The organism is uncultured Jannaschia sp., assembly GCF_947494025.1.
In the GTDB taxonomy this organism is placed as follows: domain Bacteria; phylum Pseudomonadota; class Alphaproteobacteria; order Rhodobacterales; family Rhodobacteraceae; genus Jannaschia.
Genome location: NZ_CANLTQ010000001.1, coordinates 515,905 through 532,747, shown reverse-complemented (window position 1 = coordinate 532,747; position 16,843 = coordinate 515,905). Strand labels below are relative to the sequence as shown.

19 protein-coding genes are annotated in these 16,843 nt (G+C 68.0%); 17 read left to right on the top strand and 2 right to left on the bottom strand.

What is annotated here, in order from left to right:
• Positions 1-23: 23 nt before the first annotated feature.
• Complete coding sequence (locus Q1B08_RS02670) at positions 24-1,919, bottom strand: ATP-binding protein (protein WP_299814248.1); 1,896 nt, start codon at positions 1,917-1,919, stop codon at positions 24-26.
• Between the two features lie 151 nt (positions 1,920-2,070).
• The gene (locus Q1B08_RS02665) at positions 2,071-2,580 is read right to left on the bottom strand and encodes a hypothetical protein (RefSeq protein WP_299814245.1); all 510 of its coding nucleotides are present in this window, start codon (positions 2,578-2,580) and stop codon (positions 2,071-2,073) included.
• A gap of 251 nt (positions 2,581-2,831) precedes the next feature.
• Here Q1B08_RS02665 and Q1B08_RS02660 point away from each other — a divergent pair, with 251 nt between their 5' ends.
• The 17 genes from Q1B08_RS02660 to nuoG all read left to right on the top strand — a co-directional run bounded on the left by Q1B08_RS02660 (position 2,832) and on the right by nuoG (position 16,837).
• Positions 2,832-3,275, top strand: a complete 444-nt coding sequence (locus tag Q1B08_RS02660; RefSeq protein WP_299814242.1) for a DUF1622 domain-containing protein — start codon at positions 2,832-2,834, stop codon at positions 3,273-3,275.
• Positions 3,272-3,766, top strand: a complete 495-nt coding sequence (locus Q1B08_RS02655; RefSeq protein ID WP_299814238.1) for a lysozyme inhibitor LprI family protein — start codon at positions 3,272-3,274, stop codon at positions 3,764-3,766. The genes Q1B08_RS02660 and Q1B08_RS02655 overlap by 4 nt, the downstream gene beginning before the upstream one ends.
• Positions 3,767-3,785: 19 nt before the next feature.
• Positions 3,786-4,280 carry an O-acetyl-ADP-ribose deacetylase gene (locus Q1B08_RS02650; protein WP_299814235.1) on the top strand — a complete coding sequence of 165 codons (495 nt, stop codon included), beginning with the start codon at positions 3,786-3,788 and terminating at the stop codon, positions 4,278-4,280.
• A gap of 122 nt (positions 4,281-4,402) precedes the next feature.
• Positions 4,403-5,476 (top strand): lytic murein transglycosylase, encoded by a 1,074-nt coding sequence (locus tag Q1B08_RS02645; protein ID WP_299814903.1) that lies wholly within the window; start codon positions 4,403-4,405, stop codon positions 5,474-5,476.
• A gap of 42 nt (positions 5,477-5,518) precedes the next feature.
• Positions 5,519-5,884 (top strand): NADH-quinone oxidoreductase subunit A, encoded by a 366-nt coding sequence (locus Q1B08_RS02640; RefSeq protein WP_299814233.1) that lies wholly within the window; start codon positions 5,519-5,521, stop codon positions 5,882-5,884.
• Between the two features lie 400 nt (positions 5,885-6,284).
• The gene (locus Q1B08_RS02635; RefSeq protein ID WP_299814231.1) at positions 6,285-6,818 is read left to right on the top strand and encodes an NADH-quinone oxidoreductase subunit B; all 534 of its coding nucleotides are present in this window, start codon (positions 6,285-6,287) and stop codon (positions 6,816-6,818) included.
• Positions 6,815-7,441 (top strand): NADH-quinone oxidoreductase subunit C, encoded by a 627-nt coding sequence (locus Q1B08_RS02630; RefSeq protein ID WP_299814228.1) that lies wholly within the window; start codon positions 6,815-6,817, stop codon positions 7,439-7,441. The genes Q1B08_RS02635 and Q1B08_RS02630 overlap by 4 nt, the downstream gene beginning before the upstream one ends.
• A 57-nt stretch (positions 7,442-7,498) precedes the next feature.
• On the top strand, positions 7,499-7,687 hold the full coding sequence (locus Q1B08_RS02625; RefSeq protein WP_299814226.1) for a hypothetical protein: 189 nt from the start codon (positions 7,499-7,501) through the stop codon (positions 7,685-7,687).
• Between the two features lie 9 nt (positions 7,688-7,696).
• Positions 7,697-8,932, top strand: coding sequence for an NADH-quinone oxidoreductase subunit D (locus tag Q1B08_RS02620; RefSeq protein ID WP_299814224.1), 1,236 nt, complete (start codon positions 7,697-7,699; stop codon positions 8,930-8,932).
• A gap of 406 nt (positions 8,933-9,338) precedes the next feature.
• Complete coding sequence (locus tag Q1B08_RS02615) at positions 9,339-9,716, top strand: hypothetical protein (RefSeq protein ID WP_299814222.1); 378 nt, start codon at positions 9,339-9,341, stop codon at positions 9,714-9,716.
• A gap of 67 nt (positions 9,717-9,783) precedes the next feature.
• Positions 9,784-11,160, top strand: a complete 1,377-nt coding sequence (gene nuoE / locus Q1B08_RS02610; protein WP_299814220.1) for an NADH-quinone oxidoreductase subunit NuoE — start codon at positions 9,784-9,786, stop codon at positions 11,158-11,160.
• A gap of 48 nt (positions 11,161-11,208) precedes the next feature.
• Positions 11,209-12,156 (top strand): hypothetical protein, encoded by a 948-nt coding sequence (locus Q1B08_RS21985; RefSeq protein WP_366139963.1) that lies wholly within the window; start codon positions 11,209-11,211, stop codon positions 12,154-12,156.
• A gap of 70 nt (positions 12,157-12,226) precedes the next feature.
• Positions 12,227-12,454: a DUF5337 domain-containing protein gene (locus Q1B08_RS02600; RefSeq protein ID WP_299814218.1), complete on the top strand. Its 228-nt coding sequence runs from the start codon at positions 12,227-12,229 to the stop codon at positions 12,452-12,454.
• Between the two features lie 5 nt (positions 12,455-12,459).
• The gene (gene nuoF, locus Q1B08_RS02595; protein WP_299814216.1) at positions 12,460-13,755 is read left to right on the top strand and encodes an NADH-quinone oxidoreductase subunit NuoF; all 1,296 of its coding nucleotides are present in this window, start codon (positions 12,460-12,462) and stop codon (positions 13,753-13,755) included.
• Between the two features lie 78 nt (positions 13,756-13,833).
• On the top strand, positions 13,834-14,244 hold the full coding sequence (locus Q1B08_RS02590; protein WP_299814214.1) for a hypothetical protein: 411 nt from the start codon (positions 13,834-13,836) through the stop codon (positions 14,242-14,244).
• 73 nt (positions 14,245-14,317) lie between these two features.
• Positions 14,318-14,716 (top strand): DUF5333 domain-containing protein, encoded by a 399-nt coding sequence (locus Q1B08_RS02585; protein ID WP_299814211.1) that lies wholly within the window; start codon positions 14,318-14,320, stop codon positions 14,714-14,716.
• 102 nt (positions 14,717-14,818) lie between these two features.
• Positions 14,819-16,837, top strand: a complete 2,019-nt coding sequence (gene nuoG / locus Q1B08_RS02580; protein ID WP_299814209.1) for an NADH-quinone oxidoreductase subunit NuoG — start codon at positions 14,819-14,821, stop codon at positions 16,835-16,837.
• Positions 16,838-16,843 lie beyond the last annotated feature (6 nt).

The following is a 16,843-nucleotide window of genomic DNA, read 5'->3' as shown; positions in this document are numbered from 1 at the left end:
GAGCTGCGCCGCTTCCGTCCGGGTCAGCGTTTCGCGCCCGCGTTCCGATCCCCGGTGGCGTCCCGCTCGTTGTCCTTCGGTTCGAGTTCCGTCCGTACCAGCCGTTCGAGTTCGACCAGCGGGATCGGCTTTATGATCGTCGTGACGTTGCGGATCGCATCCCTGTGCCCGTCGAGCGCGTCCTTGGGATAGCCCGACATGAGGATGACTCTGGTGTCCGGCCGTTCCTTGCGGCAGGCCAGCATCAGGTCGGCCCCCTGTATCGCCCCCGGCATGACCACGTCGGTCAGCAGAAGGTCGATACGGACGCGGGTCCGCAACGTCTCGAGCGCGGTCGCCCCGTCCTCCGCCTCCAGCACGGTGTAGCCGAGGGTGCGCAGCTGGTGGGCAATGACCGAGCGTACGTCCGCGCTGTCGTCCACGACGAGGATCCGGGCACTTTCGGTCGCCTTGGCCACCGGAAGCTCCGGTTCCGTCTCGGACGTGCCCTGCGCATCGTCGAAGGCCGGGAAGTAGAGACGGATTTGCGTGCCGCGCCCCGGCTCGCTTTCGACCTCGGCGTGGCCGCCCGACTGCTTGGCGAAGCCGTAGACCATGGCGAGACCAAGCCCCGATCCCTCGCCGACCGGCTTCGTGGTGTAGAACGGCTCGAACACCCGGTCGAGATGGTCGGGCGGAATGCCCGTTCCGGTGTCGCGAACGCCGACCATCACGTGGGCGCCCGCATGGGCATCGCCATCCTCGGGCTTCGCCTCGATCACGCTCCCGTCCACGCACCGGACGGAAAGGGTGATCGCCCCGCCCTCCGGCATCGCGTCCCGCGCGTTGATGCACAGGTTGAGGATCGCGTTCTCGAGCTGTGACCGATCGACGCGAACGTGGCAGGCATCCGGCGGCAGGTCGGTACCGATCCGGATGCTCGTCGGCAGCGTGCGTCGCAAAAGCGAATACATCTCGGAGATGACGGTGGCGGGGTTGATGGTTTCGGGCGCGAGCGGCGCCTTCCGCCCGAAGGCGAGAAGTTGCTTCGTCAAGTCCGCCCCCCGCTTCGTCGATGCCAGCGCCGCCTCGATCAACTCCGTCCGCTCCTCGTCCTTCCGGACGATCTGCATGAGTTCCAGATTGCCCATGATCACGGCGAGGAGGTTGTTGAAGTCGTGCGCGACGCCCGCGGTCAGCCGCCCCACGGCGTCGAGCTTCTGGACCTGCGCCAGCCGCGCCTCGGATTCGCGTTGCTGGACGTCGGCTTCGGACCGCGTCTCGTCGAGGAGTTGCGCGATAAGGGCGTTCCTCTCGTCGAGCTCCCTGCGGGTGCGGAACTCCGAGACGAAGATCTGCTCGTGCCGCAGCACACTGCGCGCGACGGCGTAAAAGAACGCGCAGGCGACGGCGATGAAGCTGAGGAATATCGGTTGCCCCGTCAGCGCGAACCCGACGAGGTAGCCGGCCGCGATCACGCCGGAATAAAGGAACGCAGCGGACGGGACGGGGTAAAGCGCGATAGCTCCGCCTGATACCATTCCGGCCGCGAGGGCGACAAGGAAGCCCTGCGTCAGGATACCGGCCTCGGGCAGTACGAAAAGGCCCGGATAGGCCCAGATCGCGCCCAGAACGCCGGCGAACAGAACGACCTTGTTCCGGGTCCGTCGCGACAAGGATTTCGGAAAGGGGCGCCTGAGCCGCCAGAACCACCGCGCCTTGAGCAACACCGCGAAGACGACGCCGACGATGCCCCAGACGATGACCCGGTCCTCGAGCGGACCGTCCTGCGACAGGGCAAAGAGCGTGGCGAGGACGTTCACGACGTTCGCCGTCATCATCACGGGCGTCAGCCGCGAAATCGCGAAGACCTGCTGGGCGATGATCTCGCCCTCCTCCACATCGAGACGTGGCGGAAGGTCGATCCTGGTTTCTTTCATGCCGCACTCCGCATGCGAGACGTAATGCGGACGACACCACCCCCCATGACCGCGTTGCCCACGGCAGCTGTAACCCAAGCCACCTTTCAGGCAAAATCTTTTCCGTACCGGGGAGCGTTACGCCGTTTTATCGCCGATCCGGCCGGTCGTCTCAGGCGTCCGGGCCGCGGGCGCCGCTTCGGAGGTCCGCGCGCGCCGCCCGCCTTGCGGCATGATATGTGTCCGTATGGTCCCGGATCGCGCGCAGGAGGTCGCCCGGCGAATAGGCATGCGGCATGTCGAGGCGCAGGGCATAGGCGATGAGCTCCGAGCAGAACCACCTCTCCCGGTTCCCGCGCCGGAAGTTGAGCAGATGCGTCGTGACGAGCGACCAGAGCTCGTAGGGCGCGCCGAGCTTCTCCATCGCCCGGTCCCACGTCCCGTCCGGCGCCCAGGCGACGTCGTAGATGCACCATTTCGCCGCATCGAGCTCGATCCGCTTGAGCCGCACGCCGCCGTCGCGCCGCGACGCGCTCAGGCACTCGACGCCCGTGCCGAGCTTGGGACGCCTCTCGCTCCGGATCAGCTCGCAATGCGAATATGCGGAACGTGTGGCGAAGCGGACGATCCTGTCGGCCCAGTCCCCCCTGCCGCGGTAGAACGCAACGTAGCATCGCGCCATTTCGCCCACTCCCGTCCTGTATCCGCCCCCCGTCTCGTGCCCGCGACGAGGCTGCCGATCGGATGCCGTAAGGTCAAGTCGGGTATTCCCGACCTCCGTCCCGTGGTGGACGCGGCGGAGAAACGTGCGCAGAGTAAGGTCGGTGATGACGGGCCCGCAAGCGGTCCGCCTCGTCCGCTGCCACGCGCCGCCCCGACGGGGGGCGGCGCGGAATGGCCGGGATGTCGTCCCGGCATGCGAAAGGAGGATCGATGGATCCCGAAGAAGTGCAGGCCGCCGAAGGCGATCAGAACCGGTCGAGCTTTCTCGATTACGTGGCCGATCCTCCGGCATTGCACGAGCAGTTGCACCTGCTCTTCGTCGTCCTCGATTGGGGCGCGACGGTCACCAAGCTTTTCGGCTGCATCATTCTGCTTCTGGGAGCGGCGCGCTTCATCGTCGGGTTCGTCCGTTCCGAGATCCGCGCAAACGGGCATGACGAGCGCATGCAGATCGTCAACGACAACCGCCTGCATTTCGGCCGCTCGATCCTTGCGGGGCTGATGATGCTGATCGTGTCCGACATCATCCACACCGCGTTGAGCCTGCGCATGGGCGATCTGGTCTTTCTCGCCGTTCTTGTCGCCATCCGCTCGACGATCGCGTATTTTCTCGAGCGGGAGCTTCGTGCCGTGAAGGAGGATCTGAACAAATGATGCGTGCCATCCCCCTGATGTTCCTGGCCTGGCCCGCCGCAGCGCAGGACGTGGTCTTCGACGCCTTCGCGACGGAATCCTGTCTTGCGACGGACGCGCCCGCGGAAAGCTGCGTCGGTCTGGCCGCCGATGCCTGCATGCGCGCCACCGAGGGCGGCGACACGACGGTGGGCATGGGCACCTGCCTCGCGGGGGAGGTCGCCTATTGGGACGACAGGCTGAACGCCGCCTACGATGCCCTCCGCGTGCGCACCCGGGTCATCGACGCGGAATCCGCCGATTACGGACATGCGGGTCCGTCGCAGTCAGAGGCGCTACAGGCGATGCAGCGCGCCTGGATTCCGTTCCGCGACGCCGCCTGTGCCTACGAGCGCAGCAAGTGGGGCGGCGGCTCGGGGCAGGGGCCGGCCGGCGCGGCCTGCCTTCTGCGGCAAACCGCGCGGCAGGCTCTGGCATTGGAGCAGGATCTGTCCGAGCGGCAAACCCAATGATCCGCGCCGGGACGGAACGATGATCGAGGTCAGGCAGGCCGACATCACGACGCTCGACGTGGACGCCATCGTGAATGCGGCAAACGCGTCGCTGCTCGGCGGCGGCGGGGTGGACGGGGCGATCCATCGGGCAGCCGGACCGGGGCTGCTCGCGGAATGCCGCACCCTCGGCGGCTGCGAGACGGGCGGGGCGAAGGCGACCAGGGGCTACGATCTGCCCGCCCGCCACGTCATCCATGCGGTCGGGCCAGTCTGGAAGGGCGGCGACGCGGGGGAGGACGACGCGCTGACCGCCTGCTACCGCAACGCGATGGCACGGGCGCGCGAGCTCGGCGCGCGGACCGTCGCTTTTCCGGCCATCTCGACCGGCATCTACGGCTTTCCGCCCGACCGCGCCGCACGGATCGCGGTGCGGACGTTGCACGCGGAAGTGCAAGACGGTCAGACGGTCACGCTCGTCGCCTTCTCCGATCGCGACGCGCGGACGCTCAGCGCGGCCCTGGACGAGGTCTGACAGAGACCTGTCCGAAGTTCCTTGCCGTTACGTCGCCCTTGGCTAGGGTGACGCCGAACGCCCCCATTGAGGACCTTCGGGACATGATGACGCGCCGCACCTTTCTGTCCGCCGCCTTGGCCATGGTCGCGTCCGGCTGCACGGGCGAGCCGACCGTCTCCGGCGTGATCCCCGCGGATCCGGGCCTGCGCCCGCAGGCCGATCCCGGCTGGGACGCCTGGGTCGCCGCGTTCCGGCCGCGCGCCGCGGCGGCGGGCATTCCAGCCGACGTGATCGACGGCGCGTTTCGCGGCGCGGGCTTCCTTCCGGGCGTGGTCGAGCGGGATCGCAACCAGACCGAGTTCCGGCGCAGCTTCGAGGACTACCTCGCCATCGTCGCCCCCGAAGCGAAGGTGCAGGCCGGCCGAGCCGCCTTCGCGCGGCAACGCGGCACGCTCGCGGCGATCGAGGCGCGCTACGGCGTGCCGGCGGAGATCGTCTGCGCGATCTGGGGCGTGGAGAGCAATTATGGCGCACGGCGCGGCGACATCCCGACGATCTCCGCGCTCTCGACGCTGGCCTATGACGGCCGGCGCGGCGCGTTCTTCGAAAGCCAGCTTCTCGCGGCGATGCGCATCCTCCAGGCGGGGGACGTGACGGCGGGCCGGATGGTCGGCTCCTGGGCCGGGGCGATGGGGCATACGCAGTTCATCCCGACCTCCTACCTGCAATCGGCCGTGGATTTCACCGGCGACGGGCGGCGCGACATCTGGGGCGAGGATCCGACCGACGCGCTGGCTTCCGCGGCCTCGTACCTCGCTGGCGCGGGGTGGCAGAGGGGCGGATCCTGGGCGGTCGAGGACCCGGCGGGCAACCTGACGCCCGATGCGGGCGGTCCGAGCTTCCGGACCGGGCCGAACTTTCGCGTCATCAAGCGCTACAACAATTCCGACAGCTACGCGCTCGGCGTCGGGTATCTTGCCGACCGGATCGCAGGGGGCGGACCGCTGCGGCAGGGCTTCGGGCCGGACCGCTACGGCCTGACCATCGACCAGCGGCAGGACCTCCAGCGGCGCCTCACCGCGTCGGGTTTCGATACGGGCGGAACCGACGGCGTGATCGGCCCGAACAGCCGCGCCGCCATTGCCGCATTTCAGGCGAGCCGGGGCCTGCCGGCCACCGGCGATCCGTCGCCGGCCTTGCTGGCGATGCTCTGACGGCCTAGAGATGCCGGGACCGCACGCGACCGGAGGCCCACGATGGAAATCATGCTGCTGGAATACCTGCCGATCCTGATGTTTCTCGGCGTCGCCGTGGGTCTGGGCGTGGTGCTGATCCTTGCCGCCGCCGTCGTCGCGGTGCGCGCGCCCGACCCCGAGAAGGTCTCCGCCTACGAATGCGGCTTCAACGCCTTCGACGACGCGCGGATGAAGTTCGACGTCCGCTTCTACCTCGTCGCGATCCTGTTCATCATCTTCGATCTCGAGATCGCGTTCCTGTTCCCCTGGGCGGTCAGCTTCGCCGGCCTGACGGACGCGGCGTTCTGGTCGATGATGGTCTTTCTGACGGTCCTCACCGTCGGTTTCGCTTACGAGTGGAAGAAGGGCGCACTGGACTGGGAGTGATCGGGTCCGATCCGCGACTGCCGCGCAACGCCGCGTCGGGTTCGAGCGTGTCCGCCAAGAAGAATGCTCGTTGAGCCTTTCTTTAATGGCCGGTGGGTCAGGCTGGAGAGCCGATGACCGCTCGAGGAAAAGCCGACGTGCTTCCGCCCGGCGGGCCTTGTGTGCGGCGTCTCGGACAGCCGGGGTGACCGCGCCTTACTACCTAGCGGAAATACTCTTGCCGAAGGCCTCGCGATCGGGGCGCGCGGGACGGGATGTCGCGGTCGATCCCCCTGCAATTCGTGTTCGTTTCTCCCATATCGAAGGGAAGGGCGCGCGTTGACCCCTCCGGGGGCGCGGGCTACACAGCTTCCCGACCGGACGGGGCCAGCGCCTCGCGACACTCTCAAGGAGCGGCGACATGGGCGTGCAGACCGGACTGAACACTGCGGGCGGCGACAAGGAGCACGGGACGCAGCTTCTGAACCGCGAATTGCAGGACAAGGGCTTCCTGCTGACCTCCACCGAGGACATCATAAACTGGGCCCGCACCGGATCGCTCCACTGGATGACCTTCGGCCTGGCCTGCTGCGCGGTCGAGATGATGCATACCGCGATGCCGCGCTACGATGCCGAGCGCTTCGGGATGGCGCCGCGCGCCTCCCCGCGGCAATCCGACCTGATGATCGTGGCCGGCACGCTTACGAACAAGATGGCGCCGGCGATCCGCAAGGTCTACGACCAGATGCCCGAGCCGCGTTACGTGGTCTCGATGGGATCCTGCGCCAACGGGGGCGGTTATTACCACTACAGCTATTCCGTCGTGCGCGGCTGCGACCGGATCATCCCGGTCGACCTCTACGTGCCCGGCTGCCCGCCGACGGCGGAGGCGCTGCTCTACGGGCTGCTGCAGTTGCAGCGCAAGATACGGCGGACGGGGACATTGGTGCGATGAGAGAGACGTTGCAGGAACTGATCGCGCATATCGAGACCCGCGAGGGCGACCGTATCGCGTCGCACACGATCGAACGCGACGAGCTGACGGTGGAAACGACGCCCTCCGACATTCCCGTGCTCGTCGAGTTCCTCAAGACCGATGAGCAGTGCCGGTTCGCCTCGCTCGTGGATATCACCGCGATCGACTATCCCGGCGACGACCGGCGGTTCTGCCTCGTCTACCACTTTCTGTCGATGTACCGGAACCAGCGCATCCGTCTGAAGGCCTATGCCCGCGAGGACGAGATCTTGCCGTCCATCACCGGCATCTATCCCGCCGCCAACTGGTTCGAACGGGAGGTGTTCGACATGTTCGGCATTCTCTTTTCCGGCCACCCGGATCTGCGGCGCATCCTCACCGATTACGGCTTCCGTGGTCATCCGCTCCGCAAGGACTTTCCGACGACGGGCTATACCGAAGTGCGCTACGACGAGGTGCAGAAGCGCGTTGTCTACGAACCGGTAAATCTGACCCAGGAATACCGGCAGTTCGACTTCGCATCTCCCTGGGAGGGCGCGGACTACGTCCTGCCCGGGGACGAGAAGGGTCGGGCGCAGGTGGACAAGGCGCGGGGCAACTAGTGAGGACGATGCGATCAGCCTTTATGCCGCCGTTTTATGATCGGGGCGGACCGATCGGTGCTTAATCACATGGGCCTGCCGGGATTGTTGTTTATCGTTGTCTGGATCGTGAATATCTGGGCGCTCTGGAAATTGCTGGCACGAAGCGGATCACCGGGCTGGCTTGCGCTGTTCGGACTGTTTCCGGTGCTTTTCTTTGGCTTGCTTTGGTACGCCGCGTTCAAGCGATGGCCAGATCATAAATAAACGGGTGCGATGATGGACGGCGACCTGACCAACCCTCGCGGCTTCGAGGACGCCCTGACCGGCGAGCAGCGGATCCGCAACTTCAACATCAACTTCGGTCCGCAGCATCCCGCGGCGCATGGCGTGCTGCGCCTTGTGCTGGAGCTCGACGGCGAGATCGTGGAGCGGTGCGATCCGCATATCGGCCTGCTCCATCGCGGGACCGAGAAGCTGATGGAAAGCCGGACCTACCTTCAGAACCTGCCCTATCTCGACCGGCTCGACTACGTCGCCCCGATGAACCAGGAGCATGCCTGGTGCCTCGCGATCGAGCGTCTGACCGGGACGCCCGTGCCGCGGCGCGCGCAGCTTATCCGCGTGCTCTACTGCGAAATCGGGCGTATCCTGTCGCATCTGCTGAACGTGACCACGCAGGCGATGGATATCGGCGCGCTGACCCCGCCGCTCTGGGGCTTCGAGGAGCGCGAGAAGCTGATGGTGTTCTACGAGCGGGCGTCCGGCGCCCGCCTTCACGCCGCTTATTTCCGGCCCGGCGGCGTGCATCAGGACGTAACGCCCGACCTTCTCGACGACATCGACGCCTGGTGCGACGCCTTCCCGGCCGTGCTCGACGACATCGACACGCTCCTGACCGAGAACCGGATCTTCAAGCAGCGCAACGTCGACATCGCCATCGTTTCCGAGCAGGAGGTGATGGACTGGGGCTTCTCCGGCGTGATGGCGCGCGGCTCCAACCTCGCCTGGGACCTGCGCCGGGCGCAGCCCTATGAATGCTACGACGAGTTCGACTTCCTGATCCCGACCGGCAAGAACGGCGATTGCTTCGACCGCTATCTCGTTCGCATGGAGGAGATGCGCCAGTCCAACGCGATCATGAAGCAGGCCATCGCCAAGCTGCGCGAGCCGTCGGGGAAAGGCGATATCCTCGCGCGCGGCAAGATGACCCCGCCCTCGCGCGGCGACATGAAGACCTCGATGGAAAGCCTGATCCATCACTTCAAGCTCTATACCGAAGGGTTCCACGTGCCCGCGGGCGAGGTCTATGCCGCGGTGGAGGCGCCAAAGGGGGAGTTCGGCGTCTACATGGTTTCCGACGGATCGAACAAACCCTACCGCGCGAAGCTGCGCGCGCCGGGCTACCTGCACCTTCAGGCGATGGACCATATCACCCGGGGCCACCAGCTCGCCGACGTGGCGGCGATCATCGGCACGCTCGACGTCGTGTTTGGTGAGATCGATAGGTGAGAATCATCGCTGCCGCTCTGGGTCTCGCGGGTCTTTTCGGCCTGACGGGCTGCGTCTCCAACGGTGTCGCGCCTCAATCCGACGAGGGGCGCTTTCTGTCGGCGGTCGAAGCGAGGGGGTGCAGCTTCGAAGCGGACGATCCGCCCATCGTTTCGTTCAGAAACAGCTATGCGCTCAACCCCGGCGTCGAGCGAACCCCGGAGACGGACAGGTCTGGGCTAAGGTGAAAACCCGCAAGCTCGTCGAGGACGGCCACCTGAGGCGGGTCCGGTCGGAGGACGGCACGGAACGCGTCGTATCGAACTTCGGAGCCTGTGCGCCCTGACAGGCCTGATCGGGAAGCGGTTGCCCGACGGGACGACGGATGTCAGTCGTACCTCGAAGCATAGCCGTCGTGAGTCATATTATGAATCATCCTGCCGCATCGCAATTCGACGAGAAACCGGCCGAGACCGCGAGGCGGGCGGTCGGTTGGCTCGCGGCGTTCCTGACGGGTACGACGCTGATCGCCCTGACGGCATCGGCCCAGACCACACTCGAATACGAGCAGGCCGTGCTCGACACGCTGCGCTACGGCGAGTGCCGTTACGACAATTCTGCCGATGGGGCCGAAATGCGGTTTGCCCGTCAGGTGGCGCCGAAACTCGGGCTGACCTCGGTCCAGATCACCGACCGGCGTTCGCCGCACCGGCGGGCGCTTCGCGAAGCGGTCGTCCGGCTCGAAGGGCGCGGTCTGGTCGCGTCCGAGGGCGAGGTGCTCCACCTCGTGGGCTGCGGCGGCTGACCGGCTGCCCTTGCAGCGCCCTGCGGCCCGCGCCTAAAGAGGCCACGACACGACGAAGGGACCCCAGATGCTCCGCCGCCTTTCCGCCGAACAGCCCGAGTCCTTCGCCTTCACGCCGGCCAACCAGGCCTGGGCCGAAGCGCAGATCACGAAATACCCCGAGGGCAGGCAGGCCTCCGCGATCATTCCGCTGCTTTGGCGTGCGCAGGAGCAGGAGGGCTGGCTTTCCCGCCCCGCGATCGAACATGTGGCCGAGATGCTGGGATTGGCCTATATCCGTGCGCTGGAAGTCGCGACCTTCTACTTCATGTTCCAGCTTCAGCCGGTGGGCAAGGCCGCGCATATCCAGATCTGCGGCACGACGTCGTGCATGATCTGCGGCTCCGAGGATTTGATCGCCGTCTGTCGCGAGAAGATCGCGCCGCGCCCGCACGAGATCAGCGCCGACGGGCAGCTGTCCTGGGAGGAGGTCGAGTGCCTCGGCGCCTGTGCGAACGCGCCGATGGCGCAGATCGGCAAGGATTACTACGAGGACCTGACCCCCGAACGGCTGGACGAGATGCTCGACGCGTTCCGCGCGGGCGAGGTGCCGGTTCCCGGCCCGCAGAACGGCCGCTACGCGTCCGAACCCCTCAACGGCGTGACCGCGCTCGGCGCGCATGCGGAGAACCGCGACCACGACCGCAACGCCAGCGTGACGCTTGCCACGACAGTCGGCGATACGGTGAAGCGGATCGACGGAACGGAGGTGCCGCTGCGGACCCCGTGGCACCGCGCCGAGCAGGCCGACCCCGATCCCGAAACCGCCGCCCGCGACCCCAAGCTCGGGCCGGCCGGGCCGACGGGGCGGCAGGGCGGCACGGTTCCGGGCGAGGCGGAGCCCGATCGCACGCGTGGCGATGCGAGCGACAAGGTCTCGAACGTCGAAGGCACGGAGGCCGAAGCCACGGGCCGGCCGGATGAGGGTACGGTCGCGCCCGAGCCGGAGCGCGATGTCGACATCGACGGTGCCTACAAGCCCGGGGGCGACCGCAACGCGCAGCCTGCCGACGAGCCGGTCGACACCGACGGCGAGCCCCGGGGGTCGCAGACGGCGACGGAATCGCTCGCCACGCCCGCCAAGGACACGTCGGAAAGTCCTTCGGACCCGACCGCCGACGGCGCCGGGATCGGCGTGAAACCGCAGACGCTCGACGCCCCGCGCGACGGGCGGGGAGACGACCTGACGCGGCTCCGCGGTGTCGGCCCCAAGCTCGAAGACCTGCTGCATTCGCTCGGATTCTGGCATTTCGATCAGATCGCGGGCTGGTCCGAGGCAGAAGTCGCCTGGGTCGATCAGCACCTCGGAGCCTTCAAGGACCGCGTCAGGCGTGACGAATGGGTCAAACAGGCTAAGGTTCTACTCGAGCGGGGTGGGACCAGCGGCTCGTCCCGCGCCAAGTAAGGAAGCGGGGACCGATTTCGCGCTCCGCATGACACGGGGAGTGATTTCATGGACGACACAACCACCACGGTCTACCGCCATCGCTGGACGATTGCGGGCATCGGGGGCGCGATCGCCTTCGTGCTCTTCTGGCTGTCCATCGGCTGGGGCTTTCTCGGCGCGCTGATCCTCGGGGTCGTCGTCTTCGTGCTTCTGCTGGTCGTCATCGGCATGATCGGCACCGACGAGCCGGAGGCGCAGGGATCGAGCTTCACCGCGACCGCGCCTCCGGTATCGAGCACGGACGATCGAACGGGCATGGCCGGCGGCAGCACGGTGCCGCCAGGCCCGGCCGGCGGCGGGGCCGGTGCGGGAGGCGCCGCGACCGGCGCGACCTCCGACGCGGTGACGGGCACGCCTGCCGGGGAGGGCGCCGGGACGGCCGAAAGGCGCCGGGAAGACGAGATCGCCGCGGCGAACGCCGAGATGTCGGACCCGACCCACGAGACGCCGCCCGTCGTCCCGACCTCGCCCGCGTCCAAGCAGGCGGCCGACGCGGCGGGCGGCAGCGTGGCGCCGGATGCCGAAGCCACGCCGACGCCCGAGCCGGCGCCATCTTCCGACCCGGTCGCCATGCCCCCCGCGGAGCCGATGCCGGAGGACGAGCCCGAGGATCGAACCCTCAGCCCCGACGGCGATCCGTCCGGCGAGGATCCGGCCGCCGAGGCCGTGGCCGATGCGGCGGGCGAGGGGCGCAAGCCCGAAACGCTCGACGCGCCGCGCACGGGCGGGGCCGACGACCTGAAGCGGATCAAGGGCGTCGGGCCGAAGCTCGAAGCCCTCTGCAACCGGCTGGGTATCTGGCATTTCGACCAGATCGCGGGCTGGACGGACGAGGAGGTCGCCTGGGTCGATCAGCATCTCGAGGGCTTCAAGGGCCGCGTCCGCCGCGACGATTGGGTGGCGCAGGCCCGGGCCTTGGACGGCGGACGATCCGGGGGAACGTCGCCGTCCTAGGGACGGGAGGTCGCGGGGGCGCGGCGCCGGCTTGACGCGCTGCCGCCCGCGCTGTTGAAGGGGGCGCGACATGCCTGCCGCACCGGATCATAGCAATACGATCGCCGCGCGCTCCCGTCAGGTGGGCGCGGTGATCGTCATAACGGCGCTGATCTGGATGGCGGCGCAGTTCGCGGGGGCCCGGCTGGGCGTGCCGGTGCGCTGGATGGTCCTGATCGACCTTGCCGCGCTGGCCGCGATGGTCTGGGCGATGATCGTGGCCGCAGGCCTCTGGCGTGCGCGCCGCGACAAGGAGTGAAGAGAATGCTGAAGGATCAGGACCGGATCTTCACCAACATCTACGGGATGGACGACCGTAGCCTGAAGGGCGCGCAGGCGCGCGGCCACTGGGACGGCACCGCCGACCTGATCGGGCTTGGGCGCGACAAGATCGTGGAGATCATGAAGGCCTCCGGCCTGCGCGGCCGGGGCGGGGCGGGCTTCCCCACGGGGCTCAAGTGGTCCTTCATGCCCAAGGAAAGCGACGGCCGCCCGGCCTATCTCGTCATCAATGCCGACGAGTCGGAGCCCGGTACCTGCAAGGACCGGGAGATCATGCGCCACGATCCGCATACGCTGATCGAGGGCGCGCTGATCGCGAGCTTCGCGATGGGCGCGCATGCCTGCTACATCTACATCCGTGGCGAATACATCCGCGAGAAGGAGGCGTTGCAGAACGCCATCGACGAGGCCTACGAGGCGGGCCTGCTGGGGTCCGACGCCTGCGGCTCGGGCTGGGACTTCGACCTTTACCTCCACCACGGCGCCGGCGCCTATATCTGTGGCGAGGAAACGGCGCTGATCGAGAGCCTCGAGGGCAAGAAGGGCATGCCGCGCATGAAGCCGCCCTTTCCGGCAGGGGCCGGGCTCTACGGCTGTCCGACGACGGTCAACAACGTCGAATCCATCGCCGTCGTCCCGACCATCCTGCGCCGGGGCGCGGAATGGTTCGCGGGCTTCGGCCGGCCGAACAACGCCGGCACCAAGCTCTTCGCGATCTCGGGCCACGTGAACCGGCCTTGCGTCGTCGAGGAAGCGATGTCGATCTCCTTCGAGGAACTGATCGAGACGCATTGCGGCGGCATCCGCGGCGGCTGGGACAACCTCAAGGCGGTGATCCCCGGCGGCTCCTCCGTGCCCCTGATCCCCGGCGGGCAGATGCGCGACGCGATCATGGATTTCGACTATCTGAAGGAGCAGAAATCCGGCCTCGGCACCGCCGCCGTGATCGTGATGGACAACTCGACCGACGTCATCAAGGCTATCTGGCGGCTGAGCGCGTTCTACAAGCACGAGAGCTGCGGGCAGTGCACGCCCTGCCGGGAGGGGACGGGCTGGATGATGCGGGTCATGGACCGTCTGGTGAAGGGCGACGCGGAGGTCGAGGAGATCGACATGCTGCTCGACGTCACCAAGCAGGTGGAGGGACACACGATCTGCGCCCTGGGCGACGCTGCGGCCTGGCCGATCCAGGGCCTGATCCGGCATTTCCGCGACGAGATCGAGGACCGCATCAAGCACAAGCGGGCGGGCCGCGTCAGCGCCGTCGCCGCCGAATGACCGGTCGCGCCGCATGATCGCCTCCCCGTTCCTCCGCGATTCTCGGCGTCGGACGCCGTTCGCCGGAGTCCATCCGAAATGAGGTCGATCCGAGGGCCTGTGGCGCGCGTGGCCGCCTTGCTCGTCGGGCTGAGCCTCCTCGCCTCTTGCGGGCGGCTCGAGGGGTTGAGCTCCGGCGCCTCGGGCCTGTTCGACAGGAACGGCGCGGGCGGTCTGCGCGGCGCGCCGACGGAGTTCGGCGGGGTGCGCTACCGGACGCGCATGACGGTCGGGACCGAGGACCGGCGGTCCTTCGCGACGGCCACGACCGGGCCGGGCGCCGCGACGGACGCCGCCGAAGCCGGCCGCGTGCGGGCGGTCGAGTATTGCCTGCGCCGCTTCGGGGGCTCCGATATCGTCTGGAGCGTCGGGCCGGACAGCGTGCCGGTGCGCCCCTTGCGCGACGACCGGGGCGCGCTCGTCCTTCGGGGTGTCTGCATCACACGCTGACCCGGCCGGACGGATATTGAATATCCGGCGATCCGCGACGATTTCGGGCGTGTCCGTCCTTCCGGAGTGCCCCATGTCCGTCCTTCGTCCGCTTCTCCTCTGTGTCGCGCTCGTCTTCGCCGCGCCCGCCGCCGCCGGGCTGGGCGAGGAGCGCGGGATCACGGAAGGGCTGATCAACGTCGGCATCGCCTACGAGATCTCCGAGGTCTGCCCCACGATCGGCGCGCGCCGCGTCCGAGGGCTGCGCTATCTTCTGGCCTTGCGCGGGGCGGCGTCCGACCTCGGCTATTCGCGCGCGGAGATCGAGGCGTTCATCGACGACGACGCCGAGAAGGACCGGCTCGAGGCGATCGCGCGCGACCGCCTGGCCGGACTCGGCGCGGCCCGGGGCGACGTCGCGGCGCATTGTGCGGTCGGCCGGTCGGAGGTCGACCGCGACACACAGGTCGGACGCCTGCTCGCTCCGCGTTGATGCGTCGCTGGCCCGGGCGCCTTGCGCAGGACCCGGCCCGACGGGTAAGCGGGGCGGGAGACAGGATGCCCCTGGCATCCATCGCCATCGGAGGCTGACGCTATGAGTGATCTCAGGAAGGTCGTGATCGACGGCAAGGAGCTCGAGGTCCCGGGCGAGATGACGCTGATCCAGGCTTGCGAGCAGGCCGGCGTCGAGATCCCCCGCTTCTGCTACCATGAGCGTCTGTCCATCGCCGGCAATTGCCGGATGTGTCTCGTCGAGGTCGTGGGCGGTCCGCCCAAGCCCGCCGCCTCCTGCGCCATGCAGGTGCGCGACCTGCGGCCCGGCAAGGACGGTGAGCCGCCGACGGTGAAGACGAACTCCCCGATGGTCAAGAAGGCCCGCGAGGGGGTGATGGAGTTCCTGCTCATCAACCATCCGCTCGACTGCCCGATCTGCGATCAGGGCGGGGAATGCGACCTGCAGGATCAGGCGATGGCCTACGGCGTCGATTTCTCCCGCTACCGCGAGCCGAAGCGCGCCGCCATCGACCTCGATCTCGGGCCCCTCGTCGAGACGCATATGACGCGCTGCATCTCCTGCACCCGCTGCGTGCGTTTCACGACCGAGGTCGCGGGCGTCACCCAGATGGGACAGACGGGGCGTGGCGAGGATTCGGAGATCACGTCCTATCTGGGCGAGACGCTGAAATCGAACCTGCAGGGCAACATCATCGACCTTTGCCCCGTGGGCGCCTTGGTATCCAAGCCCTACGCCTTCACCGCGCGGCCCTGGGAGCTGACCAAGACCGAGACGGTGGACGTGATGGACGCGCTCGGCAGCGCGATCCGCGTGGACACCAAGGGGCGCGAGGTCATGCGCATCCTGCCGCGCAACAACGACGGCACGAACGAGGAATGGATCTCCGACAAGACCCGCTTCGTCTGGGACGGTTTGCGCCGGCAGCGACTGGACCGGCCCTATATCCGACGCGACGGCAAGCTGCGTCCCGCCACCTGGCCCGAGGCCTTCGCGGCGGTGGCCGAGGCGGTGAAGGACCGCAAGGTCGCGGGCATCGTCGGCGATCTTGTCTCCACCGAAGCGGCCTTCGCGCTGCGCCGTCTGATGGACACGATGGGCGGCGTCATCGAATGCCGGACCGACGGCGCGGCCCTGCCGACGGAGCGTGCGGGCTATGCGGGCACCGCGGCGATCGAGGACATCGATACGGCGAAGCGCATCGTCCTGATCGGGACCGACCCGGCCCGCGAGGCGCCGGTGCTGAACGCCCGCATCCGCAAGGCCTGGCTGCGCGGAGCCGATGTCTCGGTGATCGGCGAGGCCGCCGATATGACCTACGATTACGATCATCTCGGCACCGACCGGGCCGCGCTCTCCAAATTGTTCCGTCGCATGCGCGACGAGGGGGAGAGTGACGTGGCGACGCTCGTGATCCTCGGCAACGCCGCGATGACCGGGGCGGACGGGGCCGCCGTGCTCGCCCATGCCCGCGCGATGGCGGAGGCCTCGGGGGGCGGCTTGCTGGTCCTGCATTCGGCCGCCGCGCGCGTCGGCGCGATGGATGCCGGCTGCCACAACGAAGGCGGGATCGACGCCGCGCTCGGCGCCGACGTGGTCTACAACCTCGGCGTCGACGAAATCGACGTTCCGCCGGGGCCGTTCGTGGTCTACCAAGGCAGCCACGGCGACCGTGGCGCGCACCGCGCCGACGTGATCCTGCCCGGCGCCGCCTGGACCGAGGAACAGGGATTGTTCGTCAACACCGAAGGCCGCCCGCAGCTCGCGCTGCGCTCGGGCTTCGCACCGGGCGAGGCCAAGGAGAACTGGGCGATCCTGCGCGCGCTGTCCGCCGAGATCGGTTTTCAGCTGCCCTTCGACAGCCTGGCCGAGCTGCGCCGGGCGCTCGTGGAGGAAGCGCCGCAGCTGACGGAGCTCGACGCCGTGCCGGTCAACGGCTTCGCGCCGGCGGACCCACTGCCCGATCTGGGAGACGGGGCGTTCGGCCTTGCCGTGCGTGACTTCTACCTGACCAACCCGATCGCGCGTGCCAGCGTGCTGATGGCGGAACTGTCGCAGCTTGCGCAGGGCCGCGAGCCGCAACCGATCGCCGCGGAGTGAGCGCGC

Bases quoted from the DNA above. Each gene is read 5' to 3' on its own strand.
- Q1B08_RS02660 (WP_299814242.1), top strand. From the start codon at position 2,832: ATGGATCCCGAAGAAGTGCAGGCCGCCGAAGGCGATCAGAACCGGTCG.
- Q1B08_RS02590 (WP_299814214.1), top strand. From the start codon at position 13,834: ATGAGGTCGATCCGAGGGCCTGTGGCGCGCGTGGCCGCCTTGCTCGTC.
- Q1B08_RS02665 (WP_299814245.1), bottom strand. From the start codon at position 2,580: ATGGCGCGATGCTACGTTGCGTTCTACCGCGGCAGGGGGGACTGGGCC.
- Q1B08_RS02600 (WP_299814218.1), top strand. From the start codon at position 12,227: ATGCCTGCCGCACCGGATCATAGCAATACGATCGCCGCGCGCTCCCGT.
- Q1B08_RS02655 (WP_299814238.1), top strand. From the start codon at position 3,272: ATGATGCGTGCCATCCCCCTGATGTTCCTGGCCTGGCCCGCCGCAGCG.
- Q1B08_RS02645 (WP_299814903.1), top strand. From the start codon at position 4,403: ATGGTCGCGTCCGGCTGCACGGGCGAGCCGACCGTCTCCGGCGTGATC.
- Q1B08_RS02620 (WP_299814224.1), top strand. From the start codon at position 7,697: ATGATGGACGGCGACCTGACCAACCCTCGCGGCTTCGAGGACGCCCTG.
- Q1B08_RS02585 (WP_299814211.1), top strand. From the start codon at position 14,318: ATGTCCGTCCTTCGTCCGCTTCTCCTCTGTGTCGCGCTCGTCTTCGCC.
- Q1B08_RS02650 (WP_299814235.1), top strand. From the start codon at position 3,786: ATGATCGAGGTCAGGCAGGCCGACATCACGACGCTCGACGTGGACGCC.
- Q1B08_RS02630 (WP_299814228.1), top strand. From the start codon at position 6,815: ATGAGAGAGACGTTGCAGGAACTGATCGCGCATATCGAGACCCGCGAG.
- Q1B08_RS02635 (WP_299814231.1), top strand. From the start codon at position 6,285: ATGGGCGTGCAGACCGGACTGAACACTGCGGGCGGCGACAAGGAGCAC.
- Q1B08_RS02640 (WP_299814233.1), top strand. From the start codon at position 5,519: ATGGAAATCATGCTGCTGGAATACCTGCCGATCCTGATGTTTCTCGGC.
- Q1B08_RS21985 (WP_366139963.1), top strand. From the start codon at position 11,209: ATGGACGACACAACCACCACGGTCTACCGCCATCGCTGGACGATTGCG.
- Q1B08_RS02615 (WP_299814222.1), top strand. From the start codon at position 9,339: ATGAATCATCCTGCCGCATCGCAATTCGACGAGAAACCGGCCGAGACC.
- nuoF (WP_299814216.1), top strand. From the start codon at position 12,460: ATGCTGAAGGATCAGGACCGGATCTTCACCAACATCTACGGGATGGAC.
- nuoE (WP_299814220.1), top strand. From the start codon at position 9,784: ATGCTCCGCCGCCTTTCCGCCGAACAGCCCGAGTCCTTCGCCTTCACG.
- Q1B08_RS02670 (WP_299814248.1), bottom strand. From the start codon at position 1,919: ATGAAAGAAACCAGGATCGACCTTCCGCCACGTCTCGATGTGGAGGAG.
- nuoG (WP_299814209.1), top strand. From the start codon at position 14,819: ATGAGTGATCTCAGGAAGGTCGTGATCGACGGCAAGGAGCTCGAGGTC.